Annotated in this window: 17 protein-coding genes; 3 read left to right on the top strand and 14 right to left on the bottom strand. The window is 41.4% G+C overall.

The annotated features are described in order from the left end of the window. The first annotated feature begins 298 nt into the window (after positions 1–298). Positions 299–1894, top strand: coding sequence for a right-handed parallel beta-helix repeat-containing protein (locus ACFSYC_RS04030; RefSeq protein WP_377123786.1), 1596 nt, complete (start codon positions 299–301; stop codon positions 1892–1894). Between the two features lie 12 nt (positions 1895–1906). Here ACFSYC_RS04030 and ACFSYC_RS04025 read toward each other — a convergent pair whose 3' ends face one another. The 10 genes from ACFSYC_RS04025 to ACFSYC_RS03980 form a co-directional block, all read right to left on the bottom strand. Then, positions 1907–3289, bottom strand: a complete 1383-nt coding sequence (locus ACFSYC_RS04025) for an undecaprenyl-phosphate glucose phosphotransferase (RefSeq protein ID WP_377123784.1) — start codon at positions 3287–3289, stop codon at positions 1907–1909. 503 nt (positions 3290–3792) lie between these two features. After that, a complete protein-coding gene (locus tag ACFSYC_RS04020) occupies positions 3793–4458 on the bottom strand; it encodes a 4'-phosphopantetheinyl transferase family protein (RefSeq protein ID WP_377123782.1) in 666 nt (221 codons plus the stop codon). 201 nt (positions 4459–4659) lie between these two features. After that, entirely contained in the window at positions 4660–5928 is a 1269-nt protein-coding gene (locus tag ACFSYC_RS04015) for a serine/threonine protein kinase (protein ID WP_377123780.1), read from the bottom strand. A gap of 3 nt (positions 5929–5931) precedes the next feature. After that, on the bottom strand, positions 5932–6714 hold the full coding sequence (locus ACFSYC_RS04010) for an FHA domain-containing protein (protein WP_377123778.1): 783 nt from the start codon (positions 6712–6714) through the stop codon (positions 5932–5934). A 7-nt stretch (positions 6715–6721) separates the two neighbouring features. Then, a complete protein-coding gene (locus tag ACFSYC_RS04005; RefSeq protein WP_377123776.1) occupies positions 6722–10855 on the bottom strand; it encodes an FtsW/RodA/SpoVE family cell cycle protein in 4134 nt (1377 codons plus the stop codon). Next, positions 10855–12288: a PP2C family protein-serine/threonine phosphatase gene (locus tag ACFSYC_RS04000; protein ID WP_377123774.1), complete on the bottom strand. Its 1434-nt coding sequence runs from the start codon at positions 12286–12288 to the stop codon at positions 10855–10857. Before ACFSYC_RS04000 ends, ACFSYC_RS04005 begins: the two co-directional genes overlap by 1 nt. A gap of 95 nt (positions 12289–12383) precedes the next feature. Continuing rightward, the gene (locus ACFSYC_RS03995; protein WP_377123771.1) at positions 12384–13334 is read right to left on the bottom strand and encodes a hypothetical protein; all 951 of its coding nucleotides are present in this window, start codon (positions 13332–13334) and stop codon (positions 12384–12386) included. Positions 13335–13411: 77 nt separating this feature from the next. Next, the gene (locus tag ACFSYC_RS03990) at positions 13412–14743 is read right to left on the bottom strand and encodes a serine/threonine-protein kinase (RefSeq protein ID WP_377123769.1); all 1332 of its coding nucleotides are present in this window, start codon (positions 14741–14743) and stop codon (positions 13412–13414) included. A 182-nt stretch (positions 14744–14925) separates the two neighbouring features. Continuing rightward, positions 14926–15345: a DUF1810 domain-containing protein gene (locus tag ACFSYC_RS03985; RefSeq protein ID WP_377123767.1), complete on the bottom strand. Its 420-nt coding sequence runs from the start codon at positions 15343–15345 to the stop codon at positions 14926–14928. A 21-nt stretch (positions 15346–15366) separates the two neighbouring features. Further along, on the bottom strand, positions 15367–16026 hold the full coding sequence (locus ACFSYC_RS03980) for a DUF6766 family protein (protein WP_377123765.1): 660 nt from the start codon (positions 16024–16026) through the stop codon (positions 15367–15369). Between the two features lie 223 nt (positions 16027–16249). Here ACFSYC_RS03980 and ACFSYC_RS03975 point away from each other — a divergent pair, with 223 nt between their 5' ends. Beyond that, positions 16250–16732: a CinA family protein gene (locus ACFSYC_RS03975; RefSeq protein WP_377123763.1), complete on the top strand. Its 483-nt coding sequence runs from the start codon at positions 16250–16252 to the stop codon at positions 16730–16732. Positions 16733–16759: 27 nt separating this feature from the next. On the opposite strand, the gene ACFSYC_RS03970 is transcribed toward ACFSYC_RS03975, so the two are convergent. Further along, on the bottom strand, positions 16760–18961 hold the full coding sequence (locus ACFSYC_RS03970) for a hypothetical protein (RefSeq protein WP_377123761.1): 2202 nt from the start codon (positions 18959–18961) through the stop codon (positions 16760–16762). 332 nt (positions 18962–19293) lie between these two features. Between ACFSYC_RS03970 and ACFSYC_RS03965 the strand changes: the two genes are divergently transcribed. Then, positions 19294–20016 (top strand): DUF72 domain-containing protein, encoded by a 723-nt coding sequence (locus ACFSYC_RS03965; protein ID WP_377123759.1) that lies wholly within the window; start codon positions 19294–19296, stop codon positions 20014–20016. A gap of 37 nt (positions 20017–20053) precedes the next feature. Here the strand turns inward: ACFSYC_RS03965 and ACFSYC_RS03960 are convergent, their stop codons facing one another. The 3 genes from ACFSYC_RS03960 to ACFSYC_RS03950 form a co-directional block, all read right to left on the bottom strand. Beyond that, the gene (locus ACFSYC_RS03960; protein ID WP_377123757.1) at positions 20054–22036 is read right to left on the bottom strand and encodes an HRDC domain-containing protein; all 1983 of its coding nucleotides are present in this window, start codon (positions 22034–22036) and stop codon (positions 20054–20056) included. A gap of 32 nt (positions 22037–22068) precedes the next feature. Then, a complete protein-coding gene (locus ACFSYC_RS03955) occupies positions 22069–23883 on the bottom strand; it encodes an AAA domain-containing protein (protein WP_377123755.1) in 1815 nt (604 codons plus the stop codon). Between the two features lie 194 nt (positions 23884–24077). Continuing rightward, positions 24078–26273, bottom strand: a complete 2196-nt coding sequence (locus tag ACFSYC_RS03950; RefSeq protein WP_377123753.1) for a multicopper oxidase domain-containing protein — start codon at positions 26271–26273, stop codon at positions 24078–24080. Positions 26274–26313 lie beyond the last annotated feature (40 nt).

The raw sequence follows: 26313 nt of genomic DNA, 5'->3' as shown, positions 1-26313 counted from the left end.
TAATGCCTTTTGAGCCATGCTAATAATCGAAAAATTAAGTGCAGAAATATTTAGACTGCCTATCATTAACACTTTATAAGGATTTTAGATTTTAATAATTTAATTATTATTATAATTAAATTATATAACCATATAAGACGGAATAATTAAGGATTTTTTAATAAATATTCAATTTTTATCTATTTTTACTAAAATTTAAAATATTTAAAACAATTTATAATTGACGGGAAACATATTTTCAATTGCAGTCGTAAAAGTTAACATAACCCTATTAATGTTAATCTTAAAACTATTGATAATGAAAAAAATGTTACTTGCCGCAACTGTTTTCGCTTGTTCGTTAAATTTTGGATGCAAAAAAGATGGCCTTTCTCCCACATCCCAAATTGATGCGTTTTCTACAGCTTCAACCACCCTTACCCCGCAAGACACGCTCTTATCTCACATTTTGGCTAGTAAAATCATCGTGCCTGCAAATGCCGTAAGTGTTAAAAACTACGGTGCTATTGGCGACGGGGTTAAAGATGATACGCAGGCTATTATAAACGCAATGATTTATGCTAAGGCAAAGGGTTTAAATACGGTTTACTTCCCCGCCGGAACGTACGCTATCCAAGGTAAAGGAATTGGTACGGGCGTCATTCCGTTATTAAATGGTGTAGGTTTAATGGGAGAAGGAGCTACTAAAAGCCATATAAAACTATCTGGAGGTAGATTTAATCCGAATTCCATTTTTTACCAGGCATGGTGGGATGAGCCGGTAGTAAGTAATGTGATTATTCAGGGCCTTGACTTTGATGGCAATATGGCGAATCAAACATTTGACGCCGCTTACGAGTTTTGCCACGCCTTGAGCATTAACAACGGACAAAATATAGAAGTTAAAAACTGCAAATTCCAATCGTTTCGTGGTGATGGAGTCCTTTTTGGAGATACATTTTTATCTTCACCTAATTTACGTATGACATCAAACGTAAGTGTTCATGATAATGAATTTTATAAGATCTACCGCGAAGGAGCAATGTTTTGCGCTGTGAACGGAGGATCGTTTTACAGTAACTATCTACATGGTGATGGCTTTTTTGTAGGTGGGGTTGATATTGAAAGACATACTGTAAATGAAACTGTATTAAATGTATCAGTTTACAGTAACACTTTTGATTTTAGAGATGGGTTTGGATCACCTGAAAGAGGGGGCCCGGTTGTGAAATACCGTAGAGCCGTAACTATAGGATTTTTCTACACGGGTTATACTAATAATACAGTTGACGGGCGTGCTGCTGGGCATAAGGTTTACGGTAATACCATATATCAAGGTCAGATAGATTGCTGGGGACATACAAATGTTAGTATTACCAATAACACCATCACTAATACCTACGAAAATATTGAGGGAGTTCGTTGGGTAACTGCACCTGCTATCAACATCTCTGATCCTGGTTCAACAGCAGGCTTGTCAAACGTTATAGTTACGGGTAATAAAATAACTTCGGCTATGGATGGCAATGGTATATTGTTTAATAACTACACCGGGGTTACAGCTAGCTCAAATACAATAAACGCAACAAAACGCGATGGTATAAACATATACAATTCATCAGGTGTTTTTAACGCTAACATAATCCAAAATATCGGATCACCTTCATATAAAGTTTCAGGTATAGTAATAAACGGTAAATGTTCTGGCCTGGTAGTATCAAATAATAAAGTAAGTGATACCAATGTCGGAACCAGCCGCGGCATCAACTATGCGATTGCGATCCAAAGTAAACTTGAAGGGACTGTACCGCCTACCATTCAATCTAATACCGCTACCAATTTACTTAACGGTGTAGTTTCAGAATATTACGAACAACTAGGTTACGTATTGTTATCAGGTAATTTAAGTTTGTAATTTCAAGACATGTTAAAAGGCGTTTTCTTCGCCTTTTAACATGTTTATTACCGTCATAAAAAGAATTTTTATATCAAGCATTGATGACCAGTGTTCCATATACCAAATATCATGTTGCACACGTTTTTCCATCAAATGGGGTTCCTTCGTTTCGCCTCTGAAACCATTTACTTGCGCCCAGCCAGAAATACCTGGTTTTAAAAACTGGCGAACCATATATTTGTCAATTATAGCACGATATTGTTCTGTATGGTTCAACATGTGTGGCCTTGGCCCCATAACACTCATGTTACCAAGCAATACATTGAAAAATTGGGGCAGTTCATCTAAACTTGTGCGTCGCATAAATTTACCGATTTTGGTAACTCTATCGTCGTCCCGCGAAGCTTGTTGCTTATCGCTTGCAGTATTGCATTTCATACTTCTAAATTTATAGCACCAAAAAGGTACGTTATCTCTACCGCTCCTAAGCTGCTTAAATAATACAGGCCCCGGAGATTGGATTTTAATTATTGCCGCTAAAATGGGATATAACCAACTTAAAACAAAAACAATTACAAATGAGCTGAACAATACGTCAAACGCTCTTTTTTTGAATCGATTGTCAATGTCTTTTAACGGCTCTTTACGCATCGTTATAACAGAGAATTCGTCCATATGCTCAATATTAAATGGAGCAAACTGATAAGTTAAATCAGGTACAAATTTTAATCTGACACAGTACTTATCAGCCTCATCTACCAAATACTGTACATCCCTCATCCGATCTGGAGTTACCGAAACATAAACTTCGCTAATTCCTAATGTAGAAGCCTTTTGAAGTTGGACTGATGCTGCAGGAATTAACTGTCCACTGTCGTCAACATATAAACTTTCGTCGCCTAAAAAGCCTGTAAAATCAAAACTTGGTTGTTTTTCCAGATAACTGGCTAATTTAAGGGCACCCTCGCTTTTACCTAACACGGCAACAGTTTTCCCTATTTTAAAATTTTTTACTAATACAATTTGCAATGCAGTACCCATAAACCGGCTTAATAAAAAGCTCACTGTTACAAGAAAGTAAAATGCAACAAGGAAAGATCTGTGAAAATCTGACTGATTGGTGAAAATAATGTATAATAAAAACACGAATGAATGCAATATGACGCTCTTATAAGTAGCTCTATATATTCTTTCGAGTTTAAAAACTACATCATCTCCATATAGTCTAAACACACCCGTACTTAGCAACCAAATTATAGTGGATATAATAGCATAATGCCGATACGTTGAAAAGTCTAAAGGAATGGAGTATTTATTGCCTAAATGATAGGCAGCATATAAGCAAACGTTTATTAAAAACAAGTCGCTAATGGCTAAAACAAAACGGAGCAGGTATAAGTATCGTGTTTGCATTGCTTTGATATTAAAAATATTCTATTTATTTATTATTGTTACCATAATGGCAAACTTTGTGCCACCGATGAGATTCTCTGAATATTTGTTGATATCGTAATTATAGTAGTAGAAAGGACTTAGTGTTTATCAAACACTTAATAAAATGGCTTTGTATTTTGCCGGTTGTTTTATAATTCAGACAAGATTTAATACTCGTGTCCGAATTACACTACATCCCCTCTAATTTATGTAAGGATATTATATAAACGCTGTATATTTTCTATTCGGCGGGATATATCATTCGTGAGTAATAGAAAAAAAGCACCGAAAATATTTGTGAAAAGGGACAACATGACTAGTCATCTTAATACAACTAGATGACCGGTGGTGAGTTGGTAATGCTTTATTTGATTTTAGAAAATACAAATCATAAATAAAGCGTTTAATTCTGTAGATGGAAAAGCCTATGAAAAAATAAATTATCAGGGAAATATTTATTTTAAAGTATTTTAATATTTTAATTATAAGTTGTCAAATTTGGACAACAATGTATCCGTAAAAACTACACATTGTAATGAGACAGAATCCAATGGCTCTTTTGCAACGATATGTATTTTGTACCTGAGATCAATATCTATGTTTTTATAGCTCCATTTTTTATTTTCAATTAAGACATGATCATCAATTACAACAACATTTTTTAATTGCATAGATAATCCTTGCCCTTCGGCCTTAGAAGCAGCCTCTTTAATAGTCCAAAATGTATAAAATAAATTAAGCTCATCATCTGATGATTTTATTTGTCTCAACTCATCAGCTGCAAAAAGGTATTCAAAGCTTTCAATATCAATGTTCTTAATCAATTCGACATCGACACCAATTTCGCAGCTTTTTGAAAAAGCACAAACTACTAAACTGCCAGAATGAGAAATGTTAAAGTATGTAGAACCATTGATATAAGGTTTACCATTATTTGAATATCGGACATCATTAAGGGTATGATTAGATGCGTCATTTATAAAAAAATGGCTTAACAGTAGCTTTCCAAAAAGAGAAGCTTGCGCATCCTGCCAGTTTCTAAATTTCATGATTTCACACATCATCTCATGAGGTATATTTGATAAGTACTTATCAAATAGCGCCGGGCTTAATTGCTTATCATTATAACAATACAATAGGCTATACATTTTACTTGTTCGATGTATCAAACTGATGACAAATAATGGGGATATTAAAGATTATTAATGCTGTTAGTGCGCAAACGTACGTTGTTATTATTTACATTGCTTGCTATAGCTGAATGTCTAAAATTCAAAAATAACCCGCAAAGTTAGTATCGATATTTTCGTTTTATCAATTTAATGAGGAATTACTTTTATGCCTCACCGTTAAAATATACCCAGGAATTTTTTACGACTCTTCTTTTTTCGCACAACAGGTTTCTTTTTGCGGACAGTATTAGTCACCGCTGGCTTAATAACTGGCGGCGGCTGAAAACGCATAGGGAAGGGGATATATTTAGTCGTATCCGCTGGCACAGCTTGATAAACTACAGTTTTATGAAACATACCATACACACTGAAAAATAATAAAAATAAAACTGCTATAAGTGCACCTTTAAGTACTGATTTTGAAATATAAACGTTATTGACTTTTTGTGCTGATAGTTTTTGCTCAAGTTGGTCTAATGCTGCTTTCAGTTGTTCTTTTTCGGCTTGTAATACTAAGCTAGTATTGTTGGTATCTTCATGTGATAAGCTATTTTTGAAAATGGCTTCTTGCAAGTCCATGCCGTTGCCAAAGCGATTTTCAGGGGCCTTTTCCAGACACTTATTAACTACGTTGATTAACCAGGCAGGCACTTGCATTTCGTGCTCTTTTTTAGCGTCGGGCCAAGCTTGCGGTAAGTTTTGCCTCCGCAAAGTAAGAACGTCCATAACGGGTGACTCAAGGTGTGCTATCATGACGGTGTTGCGTGACGTTTCGCCATTGTCCCGAAGTGGAAACGGAACCTGTCCGCCAATTATCTCATAAAGTACCACGCCATAGCTATAAACATCCGTTTGGAATAGCATTTGACCCTCATTCTGCTCGGGAGCCATAAATTCTATAGCCCCGGCGTGACGCATACTACTACGGCGTGCCTCGTCTGACATTACCGACAAACCGAAGTCAAGTAACACATAATTGCCGGTATGCACGTTAAACTTAACGTTATTACTTTTTATATCGCCATGCTTAACGCCTACCCGATGGCAGTGCGCCAAGGCGCTTGCCAGTTGATCTGCCAGCTTGATGACGTCCTTTAATGCAAATATTTTATCATGCTGTTCAGAAATCAATTCGCAAACATCCGGCCCCTCAATATATTCCATCTCAATAAAAGGCAACGAGCCGCTTTCGGTAATCCCTGAGCTTAATATTTTAACCACGTTAGGATTAGCAAGCTCATTTACCTTTTTTAGTTTTTCAACCTCACTTACAAATTGCCTGTAGTTTTTATCTTCTGTAGACTCTTCAGCGATAGGGGTAGGTAACAACTTTACAGCGCTTAAAATAGGCCCGATGCGTCTGGCCTTATAAACTGAACCCTGGCCGCCAGTACGGATGGCGCCCATGTTCTCAAGTCCCTCTGCAATAGTAAATAGTTTGCTCATTGTTTATTTACCTTTTTTATAGCTAAATTCTATCACAGCGGTCTCGCCTAAAATAATTTGATCACCTTCTGACAATTCATGTCCGATCTCACTCGAATGCAGTTTGATCAGGGTGTCGGCATTTAGAGGTCGTATTTTCACTTTGTTTCCTGGTGGAATACCGCCCTCATCAGCAAAAATCATAAAACAGCCTTTATCATTGTTCCATGCTACATGAGCGTGCTGTCTGCTTATATATTTGTTAGGCTCATTACCAATGTCACCCGGAAATGCTATTTGATTAGTCCTGAAAAAGCCCCCGGTTACCTGCGCCTTTTTCTCCCGGCCAATGTTTATTCGGCCGTCTTCCGATTTGATTGAATAAACGGGCTTCTCAGCTTCGCCGTTTAGTATCCTGATGTAAGCCGAGCCTGATTTTCTAAGTATGTGATCTTTGGTGCGGATAAATAGCGCGGCCTGAACGCCCTCTAGTTTTATTGAGTCTGCCGGAAATTGCTCATCAAAGCATACTTCCAATTTCCAATCACTAGGTAGCCCTATATCATAATCATCAGCAATTCTTTGAACTTCATCTTTAAAACGTTCCGGTTCGTCTTGATATACCGCAGATTGATAGGTATGCTTGTCATTACCGTCAGCCGCAATAAAAAGATTTATACCCTTAATGTTATTACCCTCGCCTCCTTCTGATTTTTGAAGGTTGTCTTTAATACCACGCAACAGTGTATCACGTATTTCTTTAACATCGGTTGGGCCATCATTATCGCGGCTAAATAGTTTGAACATGCTTATTTTAATTTGATGATGTATCAGTTTTAGCAACAGTTTGAACAGTGCTTTTGATTTTGGCATCCTCAGTTTTTGCTGTTGTGGGGACAATATCTTTAATGTAGCCTTTTTTAAGCAAAAGCGGAATAACGTGCTTGGCTGCCAGGTGCACTGCATCAGACGAGCCCTTAGTAGATTCTATCCGCACACAAACAACAATGTTGCCTGTGCCTTTAGCTACGGGCGCAAAAAATACATACCACCCATCATTGATACCCTCTGCTTTCCAAATACGCTCAGGCGTACCCGTTTTACCTGCAACGCTTAAACCTAGTATTGGTACTTTCGGGGCACTCTGAGTAATCATATATTGTGTTATTAAAGCGGCATATTTAGGGTCATTAGCCAGCTTGATACTGGGTTTAACTGGTTGTACCGCGTCGCTCACCTTTAATACAAAGCGGTTTGCTACCAAATTGCCCTCATTTGCAACTCCCGAGATTAACCGGGCAATTGCTGCCGGGGTGGCTATTAGTTCGCCCTGACCCCAAGCCATGCCCGAAATACCTTTGGCACGAGTACGCCTGATGTTGGTAGGATTGTACCGGGGTTTGGTATTAAATTCGGTTTTTCGCCACAGGTCACGCCACTTTTCTTCCTCTTGGGCATTTGGAGCAGGCCTGCCGTAATAGTATCCGCCTACACCATGCAAAAACATGCCGGTTTTTAAGTATAATGTGCCCATATCTTCTTCCAGATGTTCCTGATTAGCCAACTTAATAAAGTACACATTATTTGATTTAGCCACGGCTCTTTCTAATGTAATTACACCCGTCTCATCCGGCTCCAAACCCTTGGTGCGAATACGTTCCCAGCTAGCTACAGGAAACGTCTTATTAGCGGCATCTAACCCAAGCTTGTTAAAAGAGGCCATGGTTGTTAATATTTTGGCAGTAGAGCCGGGTTGAGTTGCATGTGTGAAACCCAGATCGCTTGTAGTAATCCATTGCGCTAATTTGTTTTGCTCTTTTACAGGCATAGTTAGCTGGTCCCAGTTATGGATAGGAGGGAGCGGATAAACTGCAGACGCTAAAACATCCCCCGTTGAAGGGAGCATCACCACTACAGACACGCGGTTATCATACAATGATGTATCCGTGGTTATTGATTTTTGTATTTTAGTTTGCAGATCGGCATCTACTGTTAACCTAACATCGCGGTTGCGGTGTTTAAATTGAGCTACGTCATTACTATTAATGCCTGCTTTAAGTAAAGGTGCAAGGGCGCTGTAATCTTTTTTGCTTACAGACATCTCTTTTACGCCGCGCGGTAAAAATCGGTCCTCCTTAAATCTATGAGCATGTGTATTATAACTAGCCACAGGCATGTTAAAGCCACGCAGCTCGGCGGCGTGCTCATATTCCGCAAAGTAACCGTTGGTGCTGCCGTTAAATACGCCGGTGTTATTATCGCCCACCCAAAAAAACATTTGCTCTTCGAATGGATAAAAACGTTTTAATCGCTGATGCATGGCAGAGTCAAGGTTGTAATTCTGAATGCCCGATGAATCTAGCAACCTGCTCTGTTTTTTAATAAGCAGTGGGTCGCTGGTTGCAAGGATTCGCCCGGCGCGGTCATAAAGCGTGCCAGCCTCAAGCTTGTTCATCAGCACAGATATGCGCGGATTATAACTAAACATACGCGCACCACTTCTGTCGGCGACCAACGCTGGTTTTACTATCCAGTTGGTATTATTAAACAAATAGCGCGAGACACTTACAGTAAGTAAAAGGATACCTGCACAGGCCATTGCCAAAGCAGGCACCAAATTGCGGTCTTGCTGTTTGGTGATAAAACTCATTTGGACCGGGCTGCCCTTAATTCGGGAGGTGGAGAGTAAAAATCCGGCAGCGATAAAATTGGCTACTAATGAGGAACCACCATAACTTTCAAACGGAAGCGATACTCCTGACAATGGCAATGCACCTGTGGATCCCCCTGCAATGAGCAAAAATTGTACAAACGTACCTATACCAATACCAGCGCATAAATAGAACAAAAACGGCGTACCGGTTTGCCGGCCGATATTGATTGACCGGTGGAGATACATTAGAAAAATTAAAAAGATGCATACTATACCTGTCCAGCCAAACTCTTCGCCAAGCGATGGTAATATCATATCGGTATGCGCCTCGGGGATAGTTTTAGCAAAACCTTCGCCTACGCCCTGGCCCGTTACGCCGCCGCTGGCCATGGCCCATAGTCCATTAGCCACCTGGTCGCCACCATAAACTTCATTGTCCCATGGATTTTGCCATATTGCCTTACGGTCAACCAAACGCTGTACCGGGCCAGGGATTAATTTATCCAGGTGCGGTATCTGGTCAATAGTTAAAAAGCCCGCAATGATTACAAGCGCCATGATAGCCGACTCGCTAACCTGTTTTTTGTTTAGCGCCGATACTGCTACCAACATCACCACAGTGGCTAATGCAGATATCCATACATTACTAAATATCCAGCTTATAAGCACATAAAATATCACCGCGCCTGCCATAAACCAAAAGTCGCCCCGAGAAAATGAGAAGAGTACAATGAAAGTAAAGCAAATAACCATTGCAGGACCTAAATCGCCTAACATTAAGAAAAGGAATAAAGCGATCGCAATAGCGATTACCGCAAATGCAAAAAAGGAAAATCGTTTTTTAAAACTAGCATACTCGCTTATAAAGCGCTCATTAGCAGCAAAAAAACCGGCCAGAAAGATAATGACCATGTACTTTACAATTTCGCTGGGCTGAAAGCCAAACAAGTTGACCTTTACACCGCTGCCCTCGGGCCCACTGCCAAAACGTATAGTTAAAGCCAGTAGGGTTATTGCAATAACTATCCACGGCCAACCGTTTGCAGCTTTGCGGTTGTTTTTAAATATCAAAAGTCGGTAAAAATTCGAATCTGGCGTAAAACGGCGCAAATTGACTAACATCATGCCTATCATAGCCGCGAACCCAATTGCCAGGTACATCAAAGTATCTTTGGCCAAAAACCTGTCGCGTAATGGGTCCTGTAAACTTAACAGGGTCAGAAAAGACAGGCCCGTTAATATCATAATAAACGGTAATATTAACTGATCGGCAGTAGCAAATTTCCAACTAAGCAGTAGATGTGCGACAGCGAAGCATCCAAAAAAGCAACAAACTATAATCAGAAATGATGAATTAAATTCGTCTGGTGTACGAATGATTAACGATCTTTCTTTTTTCAGGATATTAAAGTCCCGTGTCGACAAAAGCTTAATGGTATGCGTCGTACGATTAAAGTTAAAAGTTTTATCCTCGTCCAACTTATCTGTACCTGCCGAAAAGCCGAATTGATATCCAGGTTGTAATGGTAATATCTCGAACGCCTTATCGGCTGGTAAGTTTTTAAATGTGTAACGGCCTTGTTCGTCGGTACGGGCAAAAACTACGAGCGACTGTAAGTGCAATAGCTTTTGATCATCAACAACAAACGTTTTTTTTACGCCGCCTGATTGCTGTGTTTTGAAATTAGTTAGTGCGGTTTCCTCGTCGCTAAAAGTACTATCTTGAGGTAATATTAACTGCAGACGTACCAAAACCCCTGCAACAGGCGCTTTTTTTTCAAGTACCAGACCTGATATCGAGTTGCCTGTCATACCTGCATCAGCAACAGTTTGTAAAACCGGTGGCTTTGTTCTTTCTTCAATAAAACGCAACGAATCTGCACCGGTATATCCTAATAAAGAACGCGATACCACCACTCTTTGTTGGAAAGATTTGCCGCCAAAACGCATTGCTGTATCGGCATTAACATCATATCGCCGTTTGTTAAGCTCACCAATATTTTCAAACCTACTACCGGCTTTTAGTCTTTCGCTAATAATGTCTACAATTAGGTCTATATCGCGCTTATCCTCAAAATAATATCCCCGGCGAAGTAACGTTCCAATGTTAGTTGCCGCGTTTTTTGCATTGAGGTTAACCATGGTGCCGTCCTGCAAGCGTTTGGCAACGTCTGTAAAATTACTCTGCTCTTTAAAATATAAACTGCCAAAAAGTACTGAGAGTACAACCGCTATTAATATCAGAAACAAGCGTTCTTTTTTACGGCCAGGGGGCGCTAAATTTATCTGATCCATTATTTGCTGTTTACAGGGATTGAGTCGGCTTTTAAAACCTGCATAGTGCCACTTATAAATTTATTAGCCGGTGGCATTAATAGATTTTGTACGGCAACAGCACAATTATCAAATCTTAAATTTTTTAGCAGCAATACATTATTGTGCGCTATAATGCCCGTTTTAAAGTTTTTCATGGTTAAACTATCCAGCATTACCATTCTGCACTGTTGGGATAAAGTTAACCCCGCACCACTGAAAGCACTATCAGCTACCAACTCTATTTTCCCCTTTGTCTTTATAAAAAGAGTATCCCGCATAACGTTAATGGTGCGGCTTATTTTTATCGGAGATGCATAATCAGTATCAGTTAGTAGTAATAAGTTGCCCTGTAAATTGGCTATGGCCTTTTCAAGTTTAATTTGAAGTGGTCCTACCGATAAAGTATCGGTTTTATAAACGGCCTGTGCAACTACAGTGCTAGTTTTACTGTTTTGAATATACTGCCAAACATTACCTGCCAAAAAAGCCAGCGTTAGTAACCCTAATGTCATTACCAACCAGGTATTGTTAGTTTGCGGCTTTAATGGTGGGACATCCCGGCTTTCTTCTTTTAGCGAAGACGGTGTAACGGTGTTAGCGGCGGCCGTCGGTTCACTTTTTTTTTGACTGGCCATGGGCATGGTAGCTTCAAATTTTAGGGGTTGCTTATTGTTAGCTGCCAAAACAACGGTAATATTATCCGCGCCGCCTTTGGCATTTGCTGCATCAATTAGTTGTTGGCATTTATTTTTCAGGGTTGACGCATCGGTAATAATGGCGTTAATCTCCGTCGCCCCAACCATATCGGTAAGCCCATCGCTGCAAAGCAATAACATATCGCCTGGTAAAAAAGGCGATTGCCCGGTCTCGATGTATCCATCATCCTTCGCGAAATTTACTTCAAACCCCAACGCTTTATTAATTTCGTTCCTTTTTGGATGTGCCATCGCTTCTTCTTCGCTAATGCGGTGCGAGTCCTCGAGATAGCCCACAAAAGATTGGTCGCGTGATATCTTGATAAGCGATCCGTCGCGCTGCAGGTATAAACGAGTATCGCCAACATGCGCGTAATAAAACTGGTTCTTTTCCAGGTCGATGAGTGCAAGCGTGGCCACACACGCCATGCTGTCGTGGTCTTTATTCGTTTGCTTTTCGTCCAGGATAGTTTTATTGGCCAGGCTAAAGCAATCTATCAAAATTGGGATAATTTCGCCCGTAGTCTTACTTAGTCGCTGTAATATGGCTTTGCGGGCCAAAGCCGCTGCAACTTCACCGCCCGAATAGCCGCCAACGCCATCAATAACGCAGGCGATGATAAATTTACTATCGGCGGTAAGCTGAACAATAAAAGTGTCTTCATTGTTGGTTCGTTGCTTCCCCGTATCTGTTAGTCCGTAAAACTGATCAGCCATTGTTTTTTGAGTTTTTGACATCCGAGAAATGCGTGATCAACAACATCACTACAATAACTAATAAAGCTGCAGATAGTATTTGTGATATCATAGCTCTATGATTTAAATATATTAACGCCGACTATTCCGTTAAGCAGTATCCGCGAATTAACCGCTAGTTCAACCCATAATGGGGAATTGATATCGCTCTGCTCAACTTCATTCTCATTTAAAATTGTGCGTTCACCAAAAGATGCCAGGTAAAATTTACCATCAGATTTATTGTATTTTATATGCAAATGTGGCGTGCTTACCCATTCGGTTGGAATTTTGAATATGTTTGATTCTTCGCGGGTTTCTTCGTCTCCGGATACTATGATCTCATCATCTTTCATAATAAATTCTACCTTTTTTCCTGCAAATTGCTTTTCAGGTAAGATGGTCTCAAACCGGGCAAATATTTTTTTTCGGTCATCAACCGGCGCATTTTCATCCGGTTCAAGGTCTTCAATATATGGCAACTCAAAGTATCCATCGCTATAGTAATTAAAACCTTGCAATACATCCTGGCTAATGTCAAATGTTTGTGCTATACCCGTTTGACGTGGTATAAAGGTCACCCTTAGGTTTTCTTCTTTCTTTGTTGTACCAGGTAATAATTTACCCATAAAACCAATATCTCCACGGGCATAATCCGGATGTGACACCAGCCTAAAAACCCATTTTGAACTTGAAGGCACTACGGTTTTTCCGGCAGCACGATACTGTTTTAATTGCTCATAAAACTTTTTTACCGTTTCATTTACAATTAAGCCAAACAGGCCCTGCTTATCGTTCATAAATTCACGATAGTCGTCGACATTAAAGCTGATGATATACTCATGATAAAATACAATGCGGCCTGCAAATGAAAGCTGACGGATAGAATCATTGAATTTTTCTATTACATAATTATAAACATCATCGGGGGTTAGCGCGTGTTGTTTGTTTTTTTTGCCGGCATTTTCACTGGTTAGTAACCAGTCTTGCAGACCGATACGTTGCCAGAATGATGGGTTTGAGTCCATTGGATAGGGGTAAAGTCAGGTAAATAAAATCAATAACACATTTAGCTAGTTGATGTTTTAAGTTGTTTTATAAAGCATCAACTTTCGGGCTCGTCTTCTGTCGTGTCAACCAAAGTTGTGTCGGGCTCATATGGATTTTGCTCTTTCGCTTTTTCGAGATCTTTCTTAATTGTTGATTTTATAATAGAGTCGGTCATCCTTTTTTTCTTATCATAAAAGTCATTGGCCGTGTTAACTGAGTTTTCATTCTCGACTTTTACCGCTGTATCTATTATTGGTACTACAGTTGTCTCACTTTTCATAACAGGTTTGTTAAATAAAGCGTATACACTGTAGCTCATACAACCTACAAGCAACAACATAAGCAAAGCAAACACGGGTTTAGACATGCTTATCATATTACTTTGATCAGGCTGATTTTCATTTTCGCCTGGTTGTACCGTAATTGCGTATGCTGGCTCTGCGCTAGTCTCAGTAGATACCGCTTCATTTTCGTGCATGTTACCCAGGCTTGATTGTAGGATAGCATCATGTAATTGAGTGCCGTCTGCAAATCGGTTTTCTGGTAATTTTTCCAGGCACTTATAGGTTATGTCAATTAACCACTGCGGAACACCCACTTCCTGAGCTTTTTGGCTAGCTGACCAGCTAGCAGGGATATTATTTTTTCGAAGTTCTAAAATGTCGGGCACGGGCGACTCCATATGCGCCACCATTACGGTGTTACGCGACGTTTCGCCACTGTCCTGTAAAGGAAAAGGAACGCTACCTGTCAATAATTCGAATAAAATGACGCCATAGCTGTAAATATCAGTTTGTGGCAGCATTTTGCCTTCATTTTGTTCGGGTGCCATAAACTCAATAGCGCCGGCATGCCTAATACTGGTACGACGTTGTTCATCAGACATGATAGACAAACCAAAATCAAGCAGCACATAGTTGCCCGTGTGTACATTGAATTTTACGTTATTGCTTTTCACATCACCATGGTTAACACCAAACTTATGGCAATGAGCCAACGCGCAAGCCAATTGGTCTGCCAGTTTAACGATTTGTTTAAGCGTAAAAATTTTGTCGTTGGGGGTCGAGATAAGCTCACAGAGGTCGGGGCCTTCAATAAATTCCATTTCAATAAATGGGAAGGAGCCACTGTCTGTAATACCCGAGTTTAGTATTTTTACTACGTTTGGATTGGGTTCTTCATTAACCTTTTTTAGCTTATTTACCTCATTCAGAAAGTTTCGGTAATTTTTATCTTTCTCGTTTTCTGATTGTATAGGCGTAGGCAGCAACTTAACCGCGGTAATTATAGGCCCAATGCGACGGCCTTTATAAACCGAGCCCTGACCACCCGTACGTAAAGCGCCCATGTTCTCCAGCCCTTCGGTTATTGTAAATATCTTACTCATGTATAACAGACTTTGTCTGTATCCCTAACAATTTTTTTTAAATTTAGTTTAGCAGTTTAAAACTAAAATCAGATTTAAAATGGTAAGTATATATACTATAAGGTTGGCCCTCGTTTTGCTGATCTAATCTCTAAACCACCAACGGTAACTTTATCGAGCGACAGATTATTCTTTTTTGTTGATCAACGTTTGGCTTTTAGCAACTCAAGTGTCCGTAAATCCCTCTCGCCGCCAAAAAATTTATCTAACACCCGGGCAAATATCGGAAAGGTTGCCGGTACGGCATCGAACAGTGTCATTGATGACTTAAGTTTTAAATCATCCGGGCTGCCAAAAATCTCGTGTGCATTATTATTGGGTAAATTTAAGAGCGCTTCGCATATACTGATGAGCCGTATCCCTAATGTTTTATCCGTTAAATAATCGCCTGCTTCCTGTAGACCTTTTATCGAATACAAACGTGCAGTATCCGACATTCCAAGCCCATCAATCTGTGGGAATATATACCACATCCAATGACTGCGTTTACGGCCGCTTTTTATTTCGGTTAAAGCAGTTTCATAATCATGTTGTTGCGCTTGCTTAAATCTTTGTAAGTCCATAATAATAATAAATTACGCTGGCTATTTCCCGGTTTTCATATGTGGCGCGTCGATAGGTTTTGATTCTGGTGAACCTTTTTGCCGTAGGTAAATACTCAGAAAAACGATAGCCACTATAGAAAGGAACTCGCTTTGCCAGTTTTGAAAAGTTTGAAACCAAAACGATGGGTCGGTTAAATAGGTGGCCAGTGAATCTGCCGGTTGATGCAAAAGTGTTTGTTCGTCGTTATGCTCAATCCAGCTCCCATACAGATGCAACGCCCAGCTTATCAGGAACAAAATTAAAAATGCTATAGATAGTGAATTACTATAAATCTTAACCCATAATCCACCCTTGTTAACTGCCCACGGGGCGTTTTTTGATGGCTTAGGCTCTTTGTCGACATCTTCGGCTTCGTCTAGACTTTTTGATTCTGCCGAACCGATTTGGCGTAAACCAACGGTGAGTAATACGTACATACCCATTTGTAAAAATTCGCTTTGAAAGTTTTCAAATGTTGCCGAGATGAAATGGCCGGAGTGCAGATAGGCACTTAATAAAATTGGGCTCCCCCCACGGTTTATAATTTCATTGTTATTGTCTTTCCAACCGAATATAACCTGCGCCACCAACGTTACTACAAAAAGGGCGAGGAAGAATAATGTTAAACCGTTACGATAACTAAAGCTGTATTTCGACATAAGTTAATATTATATATGTCTCTTGATAACAACTAAATTGGGCAGATGTTAAATAATGAATAACATTTAGTATTAATACGTATAGTGAGTGGTAAAATGGATTGTCTTTCGGTAAATACGGTTCCTATTGTAAATTAATACGGGATTTGACATGTTTGTAAGAAACTCCGTTTGAGATGTTTGCTATTTTAAACAATTCTACCTGTTTTTTAATTTTATATAAATGGAAACGAAAATAGCTGACTGCGCCAAAATGCTGGCTAAACATCAATTATCTGTAGCTTTTGTTGAAAGTGCTACAGCAGGCTGGCTTTGCTCAGAGTTTGCTTTGACAGAGCAATCTGGTAAAATTTTAAAGGGTGGTATTGTTTGTTATGATGCAGCGTTGAAAGAAAGTTTGCTGGGTGTACCCCATGATGTGATAGAGCGGTTTACACCCGAATCGCAGGAAGTTACAGACGAACTTGCACAGCGGCTTGGCCGCCTTATTGCGGCCGACATTTATGTGGCTGTAACCGGATTAACCACGCCCGGCGGTAGCGAAACCGCTGAGAAGCCGGTCGGTACGATGTTTGTGTCGGCGGTTATTAAAGGGCGGCTTGTGAGCAGGCGTTTCAATTTTGAAGGCCCGTGCGAGCAAGTTATCAAGTTAACAATAAAAGCGGCTGCCGAATTGTTAATGCAAGAGACAGCCGCTTTATCATGAGCAAATCAGCTAATTAATATCTTTCGGTTAACTCCAGGTTATAGATACTTGCTGGTCTCCATGCAGGACATATTCAAAACCTTCTTTATCCTGCTTGGCCGTATTTATCAATTCCTGATCATCGGCTTTATTTACTTTAACCTTTATCTTAGGCAGGCGTTTACTGCTTTGCTTGAGTATGCGCAGCTTGCAGGTAAGCCTGCTGTCGCCGGATATGTTGAAATTTAATGTCTTACCTTTGATTTTTTGATTTAAAATCGGATAATCAACAAACACCATAAATTCCTGATTCGGAATTTTAATATATTGTCTAGGCACGATACCAAAGGCTAATCCAGCGCCATAAACCTCCTGACCTACGCTGCCAGACTGTTCCCACCCATCGTGTATATCTTCCAGCGCGACCCAAATATTGGGGTCTAATTCTCCGGTTTTAACCTTGTCAACCATCATTTCGCGCGGTAACATTGGTGGATAATAGTAAATCATGCGTTGTACCGCATAACGCACAAATTCGGCCAGTAGCAGCCTTACTGATGGTAAAAGCTCCACGCCTTCGGCATAAGTTAAAAACTCATGAACACCGGCATAGGCTTCTTGCTCTTCATACACGGCGGTGTAGGGCGCATCGCTTAATGGGAAAAGTTCAAAGAATGACGGGAAGTACTTGCCGTAGCCATAATCGCATTCAAATAGTGCAACATTGGTAAATATATTCGCCATAAACAAATAACCCAGATCACGGTAAAGCTCCTTTTTTGTCTCGGTATACAGCAAAATTATTGCCTTTGCCGCAAACATGGTGTTGTTAGCCTGGTACAATACACTAAAGCCATGCTGTACCATAGATTGCGCGGCTTTTTCCGCCTCGTTAAAATATTTCTTCTCCTTGGTCAGCTCCCATACCTGGAGCATTACATGTGCATAAAAACCGGCTACGTCCTTTTCCCCACCCTTGCCTGGTTGGGTCTCAGCTTTAACTACCTCAAGCGTGTCCATTTTATAAAATACGGGCCACACATAGTTAAAGTGATGTGCCACCTTAATGGCATAGTCTACAGAATTGAGTAATAATTTCTTAGCCAGTTTGTCGCCAAATGATGCCAGGCGGGCAAGGTTAAGTAATGGGTGGTGCAGGTACCAGGAGTCCATTACCAGTGGCACTTTTTGTTCTTCAGATTCATCTAAGCGATCCTCCTCAGACGGGAGCCAGCGCATTATTGTACCCAATTTCTCATCGTAAAACGCTTCTAAACCATCTTTTATCTCTTGAGCTATTGTGCAAGTCTCGCCGCTCCACCGCATATAATCTTCAAGAGGCAATAAAACCGCAAGCTGCACCATAACCTCTGGCGGTGTCTCGTAATCACATAAATAAGCATTTAAATATGGATGACCGCTGCGATGTGACCAACAGCCTTTGTTAGTTTGCAGATCATGCAGGGCTTTAGGTAGTACTTCTAAATAGTTTTGGTAGGGCGATTCGGAGCGGGGCAATAGTAAATAGATGTTGCCGAGCGCTTCTAAAAACCCTTTTGCAATTTCAAACTGGTCGGCCGGCGTTTTATTGCTAAACGCAACAAAGGTGTCAGACACCACATAAGTTTTGCCCTGTTTTATGGGTTTGTCAGAAGTAGGAGGCAGGCTAAGACCCATTTCAGGCCATGTGCCACCGACTACATCGGCTGCCGATGTTTCTGTATCGGTATTATAATCGCTTAGTGCTGATAAGTTTTGAAAATACAAAAAAGAGCCCTCGCCGTATTTTTCAAACGATCCGTATAATAGGCCCGATCGGGTACCGGTTTGCGAGATATGTATTTCGCCGGCTGTTTCTTTTTTCCCGTAGGCGATGGTATCCCTCGGCCAATAGGGTACCGACAGGTTTCTCGAGGGTTTTAGTGAGGTAGTGTAGTGCAATATGGGCTGCTCCTGCTCTGTCCAATTAACGTCGACATGATGTGACCCTATTGCAGATTTAAGTTCGATAGTAAAAGCCTGGTCGCTGTCGCTGGTAACTTTAAAATCAGTAAAGCCATCCGGGGAGTATCCCGCCCTGAAAGCCATCTGATTATTTTTGCCAAAGGACGTCATCACCCATAACGAATCGCCCAGTAGCTTAATTTCGAAATCAAAGCCGGCAGCGCTTCTTTTAAATAAAGGGTCGTCTTGAGAATTTGATAGATGCTGAATGGCGGCTGTCGCCCAAAGTGATATTCCGTTGTTCATTATATATAGTTATCTAGTTAAGGTTTAATGTTTACTAAAATACCAGCAGCGGGCTCCTATAAGTGCTATTAAAGTAAGCCCTGCTAATAGCAAAATCAACACTCCGTTTTATTGTTTTGATCCATTGGTGCCAATTTGTACGTAGTATACAATGGTCATTGCACAAACGGTTTTAGGTTTATTTAAATTAGGTATTTTTCACATCTAGGGCGTATAAATCGGTTGTTATCGAAAAAGTACGTTAACTAAACGTGTAACCTTCGATTTTAAGAAAATGAATTTTTAGAAACTCCTTAATAAGATAAGCTGTTAGGTTGAATAAGGAGGTATATATGAAGTGGCATGTTGGTTGTTCAGGTTTCCATTATAAACATTGGAAGGGGCCGTTTTATCCGGCCGATATACCGCAGAGAAAGTGGTTTGAGTTTTATGCCCAGAACTTTTCAACCTTAGAGCTTAACGTTACCTTTTACCGGTTCCCCCAAGTTGCGTTTTTGAAAAAATGGTATGCCGATTCGCCTGCTGATTTTAGGTTCTCAGTTAAGGCGCCCAAAGCCATAACGCACTTTAAACAATTTCATAATACGGTGGATATGATCACTAGTTTTTATGAAATGATAAGGGAAGGTTTAGGAGATAAACTTGGGCCGGTTCTTTTTCAGTTTTCACCGCGATTTCGTTATGCCGAAGAAAGATTGCAGCGGATAATTGATCAACTGGACCCGGCATTTGAAAATGTATTGGAGTTTAGACATGATAGTTGGTGGCGAGCCGATGTTTATCAGCGGTTGGCCCAACATCGCATCACCTTTTGTGGCATGAGTCACCCTGAATTACCTAACGATTTAATAATAAATAACAAGGTATTATATTATCGTTTTCACGGTGTCCCTCAATTATACAGTTCAGCATATAGTAATGAACAACTGGCCGCCATCGTACAAACATTAAAGGCTGATAAAACGGTTGATGAGGCATGGTTTTACTTTAATAATGATGTGGCCGTGGCGGCTATACCCAATGCAAAAAGCATGATTGAATTAGTAAATGGTTGATTTAAATCAATTACTATCGTCAAAGCTTAAACCATATTTAAAACATACTAACCTGATCTGCCCCGTTGGCGTCTTGCTGGTAGGCTCTGATCAATTCAATAATATCGACCCCGTATTGAGCTGCCTTTTGTGGGCCTACACCTTTAATTATACCTAATGCCTTAAGCGTTGCGGGGAGCTTTTCGGCAATGGCGGCAGCTGTTTTTTCAGATAAAACCATATTAGGCATTATCCTATCCTCACCGGCGCGTATATCCCGCCATTTTAAAATCTGTTCATACAACGCTTCGTTAGGTAGGGCGTTCAACTCTTTTAAAAAGCCACTGCTATTGCTTTTCTGGCTTTGTAATCTTTCGTAATCCGCTGTAGAAAATTTCCCTTGCGTAAAATGCTTCAGTAACTGCAGTCGGCCCAGCAACCAATTTATCAGTTCATCGGCCTTGGCGGCGGTATCTTTTGAGTTGCCAATGTGCGATGGTAATTGCAAATGCAGGTGCCCAATCATAGCCGTAAGTTTGCCATGAAAGTAAAGAGCCGCCTTTTTTATCCTGTCAGAATCATAGTTTACTATTTGCCTGGCTGAGCGTTCTGCAATGTCTATAACAGTTGCTTGCAAGTCTGGTAGTAAATAAGCAAATCCTTTGGTTCGTTTTTCTAAGCCGTTAAAGTTGAAAAGTTCTGTCAATAAAAACAGCCTATAGCGTTCCCGGTCTTGCAAAAGCTGATCACTATCTGGTTGTAAGAGTTTAGCCTGCGCATTAAAACGCGTTACCGCCGGGTCGCCGATGATATTACTTGCCTTAATAGGGTTGCGCAATATCATTCCCGTAAGGCTTCTACAACGGCTTAACGCCACATATGCCTGCCCATGCGCAAAAGCTTCGCTAACATCAATTATTGCTTTATCAAAAGTTAAGCCCTGACTTTTATGTATGGTTATAGACCAAGCCAATTTTAAGGGTATTTGCGCAAAGCTGCCGGCGTTAGTTTCGTTGATATCCTCGCCGGTCAGCTGATATTTTACATTGCTCCACTCTAAGGCTTGTACATCGATTTCTAAACTGCCGCTTTGTACAGTAACCGTATCGGGGCTGAGTTTGGTTACGGTACCTATTTTGCCGTTGTAGTACCGCTTTTCGGCGGAGCTGTCATTTTTTACAAACATTACCTGCGCCCCGACTTTAAGTATTAACTCAGTGTCGGTAGGGTAGGCGTCTTTAGGGAACTCGCCTTTAATGGTCGCTTTAAATTCAATACTTTCTCCATCTAAAGCCTCAATAAACTCTTTATTTATTTTTTGGGTGATGGCATTGTGCGTTGTGAGGGTAATGTACGGATCGTCTGCTGTTGGTTTAAAACCGGGCACATAACGTTCATTTAATAAAGCCAAACTATACTCGCTGATGGTTTGGTTACGCACTTCGTTTAAAATATCTACAAAAGCCTGCTCTTTTTGGCGAAACACTTTATCAAGTTCAATGCGCACAAAAGCAGCTTTTTGCAGCACAACGCTGCTGAAAAAATACGGTGTAGCGTAGTAAGACCGAAGCATCGTCCACTCTTCATCGCGGATGATAGGGCTTAATTGCGACAAATCGCCTATCAAAAGTAATTGCACCCCACCAAATGGATGCGCGTTGTCTTTTATATTGCGAAGGATAAGATCTATCTGGTCAAGCACATCAGGCCTTACCATACTGATCTCGTCAATGATTAACAACTCTAAACTACCTAACAAAGCTTTCTTTTCGTCACTATAACTTGCTTCTGGCTTGTCATTATTGTTGGGGATAAGCGGGCCGAAAGGCAGCTGAAACAACGAGTGAATGGTCATACCGCCGGCATTGATAGCTGCTACACCGGTAGGGGCTACTACAGCTAGCTTCTTTTTTGATGTTTGCCGGAGGTTTTGTAAAAAGGTGGTTTTACCTGTGCCTGCTTTACCTGTCAAAAAAACAACGGTATTGGTGGTAGCCAGGTAGTCACTTGCCAATTCCATTACCGGGTTAGTCGTTTCCATTGGCGGTAAAAGTAATCATTAAACTAAAAACGTTAGTATTCCCAAACACTTTCATAGCCACCTAAGTTTTCCACATAGGCAATAAGCTCACTGTAAAATGGGGTTTTTGCCAAGGTGGCGCTATCGCCTACAATTACCAGCTTTAGCTTTGCACGGGTCATAGCCACATTCATCCGGCGATAATCTGATAAAAAGCCTATAACACCATCGCTATTACTACGGGTTAGCGATATATAGATCACATCGCGCTCCTGGCCCTGAAAGCCATCTACCGTGTTCACCTCAATCGGCGTTTCGGCTAATAGTTCCTTTATTAGGTCGACCTGTTTTTTATAGGGTGCTATAACGGCCACGCTTACTCCAACGTAATCCATAGCCCCAATATGTTTAACAATAAAGGCCGCTTCTTCGGCATTCACCGTACTGGTGCCTTCAGCTTGTTCTTCGTAACCTGCACCTGCGGTATCAATAAAGGTAAAAGGTTTATCCTCTGGTTTCCATAAACGGTTGGCCACCAAGGCGTGTGCGATGAGCCTGTTATTGTAAAACTTTAACGATGAAAAGCCCATGATAGCGGTATTCATACGGTACTGCTCTTCTAGCAAGGTCACTGACTGGGGGTGTAACGCAACAGCTTTTTCCAGTAAAGTGGTCGTTAAAGCGCTCTGGTGAGATTTAATAGTAGGAGGGAGCTGAAGGTGGTCCCCGGCTAGAACAACGCGTTGCGCCTTTAAAATCGGAATCCATGTGGCAGGTTCGAGCCCTTGGCCGGCCTCGTCAATAATAACTGTGTTAAACTTTAGTTTTTTGATAGTATAATGATCGGCGCCAACAAGTGTAGCGGTAATAACCTGCGCCTTGCTAATCACATCGTCGCTAACAAACTCTTCTATTTTGGCCACGTCGCGCATAATGCGGTGTGCTTCATCAAACAGGGCCTTGCGTTGCTCACGTTCGGCTTTTCCAAAACTGCGTTTGTACTTGTGCGCCATGTTTTTAAACTCGGCCGCCAGTTTCTTAAGTTTTTTAGCTTCCTTTAATTGTTCGTGTCCTGCCATACGTGCATCAAGCGTTAGCTTTTGCAGGCGTTCGGTAACACGCACAGGATTTCCTATCCGTAATACATTAATTCCTAGTTCTGATATCTTTTCGCTCAGCAGGTCTACAGCGGTGTTACTAGGTGCTACAACCAATATCTGCGGTTCGCCTTGGTCTGTCAGCGCACGGATAGCAGCTATCAGGGTAGTGGTTTTGCCGGTCCCCGGCGGGCCATGCACTATAGCCAGATCCTGCGCGGCTAATATATTTTTAACAGCATTTTGCTGCGATAGATTCAAATCGGAATTGCTATAAGTAGCCGTGGTAAATCTTGGAGCGCTGCTTCCGGTAAGCACCTGTACCAGGTGATTGTCAACCTTCTCTGCCGCTTTTAAGGCATTGCGCATCTCGTCATAGCTATAAGCGTCAAACAGCAGGTCTATACCAAGTTTGCCATCGCTTGCCCAGTCTGGTAACTCTTCAGTAAGCAGCGTCACCTTCATGCGGTCGCCACCCAAGTAAGTAACCGTACCGTTAATACGATCATTATTATCGTGATTAGAAAAAAGTGCTACCGAGCTGCCGAACCTAATCTGATGGCTTAACTCTTTATGTGTGGTGCGTTCCACTTCTACGTTGATATAATCACCGCGTACAGGTTCTGTATTGCGTATTGCTACAGGATACCAGGTAAGTCCTAAAGCTCGTCGCTGCGCTGCGCCGGTGCCTGCGGTAAGGCCGTTAAAAGCTGCTTCGTCGGCTGCGCGTTCTGCGGCCAGCAACTCGGCAAGGTGTTTAAAATATGTCATCAAAATGCGCTGCAAGTATAGGTAAAATCGGTCCCGGCATAATTATGAATTTCGTAATTTCTGACATTGATGGATCATAGGTAATTTATATTCAAAATGTTGAATATGTTTATTTAAAGTGATAGTTAAAATTGAATTAGTGGTTATCGCCCAGCAAAAAGCCCTTGCACAAAATGCAAAGGCTCTCTAATAAGTTAATAAATCAATGTTAATCCGCCACCCAAACCCATATCGCTATCATAATGGGTAGATAAAGAAAATGTCTTGTTTACAATATATCTAAACCCGGTGGTGTACTCTTTATCTGTATTGCCAACCAGGTTAAATCGTAGCCGGCTGGTGAGCGGTATATCCTCGCGCCCCAACTGGAAGCGGAATTTGCCATTACCGTCAACCCGCAAATCGGCAACAAACAACATGGGCAGGGTATAGGCAACACCGGCAACCAAGGTATGTCGGTTGTTCTTGTTACTTATTTGGCCAAACATGTTGGTTTCTATCTCGTCCGTACGTTTGTAATGATAGTCAAAACCGGCATAACCATACAGCCACTGCATACGCCCAAAAAAGCGGCCAACCATCGTTTCACTCTCAAACCCCTTGGTGTCTTTTAATCCTAAATGCCACATGGTGTTAAAACGCCAGCGCGTATTTGCAAAACCGATGTTTCCTTCGCTGCCGTTAGACTCTAATCCAACTTTGGCAGACGAGTAGAAGCGCCTATCGTCAGCCGCAATCATTTTAAAGGCTGCTACCGGATCGGGCACCTCTGGATTTACTGGCGAGTTCTCGTAGCTGAATATACGGCCCATACCACTCATCATGTGGTAAAGTATATGGCAGTGAAAAAACCAGTCGCCGCTTTCCGTCGCCCTAAACTCAATGGTGTCGCGCTCCATCGGCATAATATCCAATGTGTTTTTTAGCGGCGAATATTCCCCTTGTCCGTTCAAAACCCTAAAGTAGTGGCCGTGCAGGTGCATAGGGTGGCGCATCATAGTGTTATTGTATAAAACGATACGAACGTTCTCGCCCTTTTTGATCAGGATCTTATCCGTTTCGGATACAGTTTTGTTGTTGATGGTCCACACATAGCGGTTCATGTTACCGGTCAGCTCAAAGTCAAGCATTTTAGTAGGCCCGGCAGGCAGGGTAGTGGGCCTTACAGCTTTCAGCATGTTGTAGTTTAGCGTAACCATGCCGCGCTCTTCCATTAACTCGCTGTACATTACGGTGTTCATATCCATAACCTGGTTTGTCATTATCATGCCGTCCATTTCTTTCATATTGCCCTGCATGTCCATCATTTCGTTCATCATGTTCATGCCCTTAAAATATTGTAGCCGGGGTAGTTTCTTTGCAGGACGTTTGGTGCCGTTACCCAGCCAAAGCGAGGTGTACCTGGTCCGGTCCTCCGGCGTGGCTAAAAACTCATAGCTGCCGTCCTTAGGGATGGTGATCAGCACATCATAGGTCTCGGCTACGCCAACGATCATCCGGTCAACTTCTACGGGTTGTACATCTTCGCCATCGTTGGCTATCACCTTTATTTTTCCGCCGGCCCATTTTAGCCAGAAATAGGTAGATGAACTTCCATTGATTACCCGCAGCCTCACCTGGTCGCCAGCCTTAAAATTTGTGGCTTCGGCCTCCACTTTACCATTGCTGAAAAAGCGGTCGTAATACACATCGCTCACATCCATGGCAGTCATGCGTTTCCACTCGTTGGCAAGCTTTGTTTTTAGATGCCCGGTTTTTGCCGCTTCCAGATAGTTTTGAGTGCTTCCCTTGCGTATTGCATACCAATCGGTGGCATTATGCAACCTGCGTTCTACCTGGTCGGGGTTTTCGTCAGTCCAGTCGCTTAACAGCAAGGTGTGCTCCTTAATTGTTGGCGATGGTTTTTTTTCATGGATGATAAAAGCCCCATACAAACCGCTTTGCTGCTGTGTCATGGTGTGCGAATGATACCAATACGTACCATGCTGTACCAGTGCGAACTTGAACAGGTGTGTCTGCCCGGCCTCGATGGGTGTAGTGGTCAAGTATGAGACACCGTCGTAACGATTGGGCAATATTAGCCCATGCCAATGGATAGATGCCTCCATCATCATTTCGTTATGTACATATATCACGGCAGTGTCGCCTTCGGTGAATTCCAGTGTTGGCGCAGGGATTGTACCATTAATAGCCATTGCCGGGCGTTGCTTGCCGGTATAGTTTACCGTTGTATCATTAAGATAAATATGGTAGATAGTATGGTTGCCATGCTTGGTAAGCAGGGGCAGATGTTTGCTTCTCGGTATGGGAGCCGATGCCATTTTATGGTGCTGTGCAACCACATTAAAATATGACAGGGATAAAGCCAGGATTAAAACGAGCTTTTTCATTTTGTTGAGTATAATATAAATGATTTGTTCCGCTATGATG

Origin of the sequence: Mucilaginibacter antarcticus, from assembly GCF_042686155.1 — a bacterium.
GTDB classification, from domain to species: Bacteria; Bacteroidota; Bacteroidia; order Sphingobacteriales; family Sphingobacteriaceae; genus Mucilaginibacter; species Mucilaginibacter antarcticus.
This window is presented reverse-complemented; position numbering and strand designations above follow the sequence as displayed.

What these genes read in the sequence shown, in the direction of transcription:
- ACFSYC_RS04030 (WP_377123786.1), top strand. Translation starts at nt 299, where the DNA reads ATGAAAAAAATGTTACTTGCCGCAACTGTTTTCGCTTGTTCGTTAAAT.
- ACFSYC_RS04025 (WP_377123784.1), bottom strand. Translation starts at nt 3,289, where the DNA reads ATGCAAACACGATACTTATACCTGCTCCGTTTTGTTTTAGCCATTAGC.
- ACFSYC_RS04020 (WP_377123782.1), bottom strand. Translation starts at nt 4,458, where the DNA reads ATGTATAGCCTATTGTATTGTTATAATGATAAGCAATTAAGCCCGGCG.
- ACFSYC_RS04015 (WP_377123780.1), bottom strand. Translation starts at nt 5,928, where the DNA reads ATGAGCAAACTATTTACTATTGCAGAGGGACTTGAGAACATGGGCGCC.
- ACFSYC_RS04010 (WP_377123778.1), bottom strand. Translation starts at nt 6,714, where the DNA reads ATGTTCAAACTATTTAGCCGCGATAATGATGGCCCAACCGATGTTAAA.
- ACFSYC_RS04005 (WP_377123776.1), bottom strand. Translation starts at nt 10,855, where the DNA reads ATGGATCAGATAAATTTAGCGCCCCCTGGCCGTAAAAAAGAACGCTTG.
- ACFSYC_RS04000 (WP_377123774.1), bottom strand. Translation starts at nt 12,288, where the DNA reads ATGGCTGATCAGTTTTACGGACTAACAGATACGGGGAAGCAACGAACC.
- ACFSYC_RS03995 (WP_377123771.1), bottom strand. Translation starts at nt 13,334, where the DNA reads ATGGACTCAAACCCATCATTCTGGCAACGTATCGGTCTGCAAGACTGG.
- ACFSYC_RS03990 (WP_377123769.1), bottom strand. Translation starts at nt 14,743, where the DNA reads ATGAGTAAGATATTTACAATAACCGAAGGGCTGGAGAACATGGGCGCT.
- ACFSYC_RS03985 (WP_377123767.1), bottom strand. Translation starts at nt 15,345, where the DNA reads ATGGACTTACAAAGATTTAAGCAAGCGCAACAACATGATTATGAAACT.
- ACFSYC_RS03980 (WP_377123765.1), bottom strand. Translation starts at nt 16,026, where the DNA reads ATGTCGAAATACAGCTTTAGTTATCGTAACGGTTTAACATTATTCTTC.
- ACFSYC_RS03975 (WP_377123763.1), top strand. Translation starts at nt 16,250, where the DNA reads ATGGAAACGAAAATAGCTGACTGCGCCAAAATGCTGGCTAAACATCAA.
- ACFSYC_RS03970 (WP_377123761.1), bottom strand. Translation starts at nt 18,961, where the DNA reads ATGAACAACGGAATATCACTTTGGGCGACAGCCGCCATTCAGCATCTA.
- ACFSYC_RS03965 (WP_377123759.1), top strand. Translation starts at nt 19,294, where the DNA reads ATGAAGTGGCATGTTGGTTGTTCAGGTTTCCATTATAAACATTGGAAG.
- ACFSYC_RS03960 (WP_377123757.1), bottom strand. Translation starts at nt 22,036, where the DNA reads ATGGAAACGACTAACCCGGTAATGGAATTGGCAAGTGACTACCTGGCT.
- ACFSYC_RS03955 (WP_377123755.1), bottom strand. Translation starts at nt 23,883, where the DNA reads ATGACATATTTTAAACACCTTGCCGAGTTGCTGGCCGCAGAACGCGCA.
- ACFSYC_RS03950 (WP_377123753.1), bottom strand. Translation starts at nt 26,273, where the DNA reads ATGAAAAAGCTCGTTTTAATCCTGGCTTTATCCCTGTCATATTTTAAT.